This window comes from Mycolicibacterium palauense, from assembly GCF_002592005.1.
Classification (GTDB): domain Bacteria; phylum Actinomycetota; class Actinomycetes; order Mycobacteriales; family Mycobacteriaceae; genus Mycobacterium; species Mycobacterium palauense.
The window spans coordinates 1-2,839 of the sequence record NZ_NVQF01000176.1; the positions used below are offsets into that span (position 1 = coordinate 1).

The following is a 2,839-nucleotide window of genomic DNA, read 5'->3' on the forward strand; positions in this document are numbered from 1 at the left end:
GAGAGATGAGGAAGGAGGGTCGGCGGCAGCGTCGGATGTGTATAAGGGACAGCCGGACCCCGCACCGCCCGGTGGTTGACCCCGCCGACCTCGAGGCGGTCGCCCGGCAGCTGGGTCGCGAACCGCGCGGTGTCCTCGAGATCGCCTACCGCTGCCCCAACGGTGAACCCGCCGTGGTCAAGACCGCGCCGCGGCTGCCCGACGGCACCCCGTTCCCGACGCTGTACTACCTGACCCACCCCGCGCTGACCGCGGCCGCCAGCCGGCTGGAATCCTCGGGGCTGATGAAGAACATGACCGACCGGCTGGCCACCGATCCGGAACTGGCCGCGGCCTACCGGGCCGCCCACGAGTCCTACCTGGCCGAACGCGACGCGATCGAGCCGCTGGGCACGACGTTCTCCGGCGGCGGCATGCCGGAGCGGGTCAAGTGTCTGCACGTGGTGATCGCCCACGCGCTGGCCAAGGGGCCCGGCGTCAACCCGTTCGGTGACGAGGCGCTGGCCATCCTGGCCGAGGAGCCGGCGATGACGGGCATTCTGGAGAAAGGGCTGTGGGGTTGAGCGGTGTGAGCACACGGGCGGGCGCGATCGACTGCGGCACCAACTCGATCCGGCTGCTGATCGCCGACATCACCGACGGCCGGGTCACCGACGTGGTGCGTGAGATGCGGATAGTGCGGCTCGGGCAGGGGGTCGACGCCACCGGGCAGTTCGCCCCCGAGGCGCTGGCCCGCACCCGCACCGCGTTGGGCGAGTACGCCGAACTGCTGGCCCGACACCGCGTCGGGCGGGTCCGGATGGTGGCGACCTCGGCGACCCGCGACGCCGCCAACCGCGACGAGTTCTTCGCGATGACCGCCGACGTGCTCGGCGAGGTGGTGCCCGGCGCGGTGGCCGAGGTGATCACCGGCGCGGAGGAGGCGGCCCTGTCGTTCAACGGCGCGGTGGCCGAACTGCCCTCCGACGGTGCGCCTTTCGTGGTCGTCGACCTCGGCGGCGGCTCCACCGAGGTGGTGCTCGGCGGCGACGGCGACGCCGCGGGGCAGGTGGTGGCCGCCCATTCGGCCGACATCGGCTGTGTGCGCCTGACCGAACGCTGCCTGCATTCGGACCCGCCCACCGACGGCGAGGTCGCCGCCGCGCGTGAGGTGGTGCGCGAACGGCTGGGTGAGGCGCTGGGCGCGGTGCCCGTCGAGGGGGCCCGCACCTGGGTGGGGGTGGCGGGCACGTTCACCACCATCGCCGCGCTGGCCCACCAGCTGACCGTCTACGACCCGGCCGCCATCCACCTGTCCACGGTGGGGTTCTCCGATCTGCTGCCGGTGTGTGCGCAGCTGATCGCGATGACCCGCAAGCAGCGGGCCGCGCTGGGCCCGATGCACGAGGGCCGCGTCGACGTCATCGGCGGCGGGGCCATCGTCGTCGAGGAGCTGGCGCACGCGCTGGGGACCCGCGCCGGCATCGACACCCTGACCGTCAGCGAGCACGACATCCTCGACGGCATCGCCCTGTCGATCGAACGGGACTGAGCTGCGCGGGGTGTTGCGGCTCCTGGCCGGCGCGGTGGTGCTGGTGGTGTTGGCCGCGGTGGCCGGATACCCGGTGTACGTGCGCCCGCAGATCGACGCGGTGCGCCCGGCCGACGCGATCCTCATCGTCGGCGGGGAGGCGCCGCTGGCACGCTATTGGTACGGGTTGCAGCTCGCCCGTGACGGGTGGGCGCCGCATCTGGTGCTCTCGGATCCGGCCGGGGCGCTGAGCGACCGGTGCCAGGACAGCGAGCCGGGATTCACCGTGGAGTGTTTCGTGCCGGACCCCACCACGACCTTCGGGGAGGCGCGGTATCTGGGCCGGGTCGCTTCGGAACGGGGCTGGCGCACCGTCATCGTCGTGACCTACGCGCCGCACGTGTCGCGGGCCCGCTACATCATGCACAAGTGTTTCGACGGGCAGTTGATCATGACCGCCGCCCCGACGCGGCTGTCGGTGCCGTACTGGGCGTGGCTGTACGTGTATCAGACGGCCGGGTATGTGAAGGCGCTGTTCCAGCGCGGGTGCTGAGCGCGCCGGGTTCAGCTGGGCGGCAGCAGCACCTCGCCGCCGGCGCCGGTGGGCACCCGCGTTCCGGCCAGGGTCAGGCCGAAGAGCACCATCGCCGCGCCGAGACCGAAGAGCAGCCAGGTGTCGGCCCGGTTGACCGGCACCACACCGGCCAGGCTGCCGTAGCCGGTGACCAGGCCCCAGATCCACAGGCCCAGGTAGACCAACCCGGCGGCCAGCAGGAACGCGCGGGACAGCGCGAAGCTGCGGGCCATGGTCAGCCCGGCCAGCCCGGCGACGATGTGCAGCAGGTTGAGCGGCACCGAGACCTCGAAGGTGCCCAGCAGCAGCGCCCCGGAGTGGGCGCCGGCCAGCGTCATCGCGTCCAGGTGGGCGGTGGGGCCGGGAATGAAGCCCAGCACCCCCAGGGTCAGCAGGACGGCACCGACCAGGATCGTGGCGTACTGCACCGCCAGCAGGCCCTCATAGCGTGACTGTTTCGCGGTCCGTGGGTCGGACGTCGGTCTGGTCACCGTCGGGCCTCCTGCCGGGGCCGACGAAGGTGTGGCTCCGACGTTTCGGCGAATACCCCGCCCGGGCGGGGGTTAATCGTGCGGGTGACCGAACTGGGCGGTGAGCGCGCGGGCTGCCGCGGCCGGCGCTCGCCGGGAGGGGATACCTTTGCCCGCCTTGCAGCGACAACCGGTGTCGCCGCACGGCGGGCAGATCAGCAGTGCCCCGGGGCGTCGTTCGGGCTCAGATGGCGGCGGGCGCCGGGGGCGCCTGCGGATTCACCG

Annotated in this window: 4 protein-coding genes; 3 read left to right on the plus strand and 1 reads right to left on the minus strand. The window is 72.5% G+C overall.

Annotated features, from left to right (window positions below):
• The first annotated feature begins 71 nt into the window (after window positions 1-71).
• Genes CSR00_RS29630 through CSR00_RS29640 form a run of 3 tightly spaced genes read left to right on the plus strand, consistent with a single transcriptional unit; the run spans window position 72 to window position 2,063 of the window.
• The gene (locus CSR00_RS29630; protein ID WP_099025915.1) at window positions 72-563 is read left to right on the plus strand and encodes a DUF501 domain-containing protein; all 492 of its coding nucleotides are present in this window, start codon (window positions 72-74) and stop codon (window positions 561-563) included.
• Window positions 564-568: 5 nt separating this feature from the next.
• On the plus strand, window positions 569-1,531 hold the full coding sequence (locus CSR00_RS29635; RefSeq protein WP_099025916.1) for a Ppx/GppA phosphatase family protein: 963 nt from the start codon (window positions 569-571) through the stop codon (window positions 1,529-1,531).
• 10 nt (window positions 1,532-1,541) lie between these two features.
• Complete coding sequence (locus tag CSR00_RS29640) at window positions 1,542-2,063, plus strand: YdcF family protein (protein WP_328514785.1); 522 nt, start codon at window positions 1,542-1,544, stop codon at window positions 2,061-2,063.
• An 11-nt stretch (window positions 2,064-2,074) separates the two neighbouring features.
• Here the strand turns inward: CSR00_RS29640 and CSR00_RS29645 are convergent, their stop codons facing one another.
• Window positions 2,075-2,575, minus strand: a complete 501-nt coding sequence (locus CSR00_RS29645; protein ID WP_245906757.1) for a DUF4383 domain-containing protein — start codon at window positions 2,573-2,575, stop codon at window positions 2,075-2,077.
• Window positions 2,576-2,839: the final 264 nt, after the last annotated feature.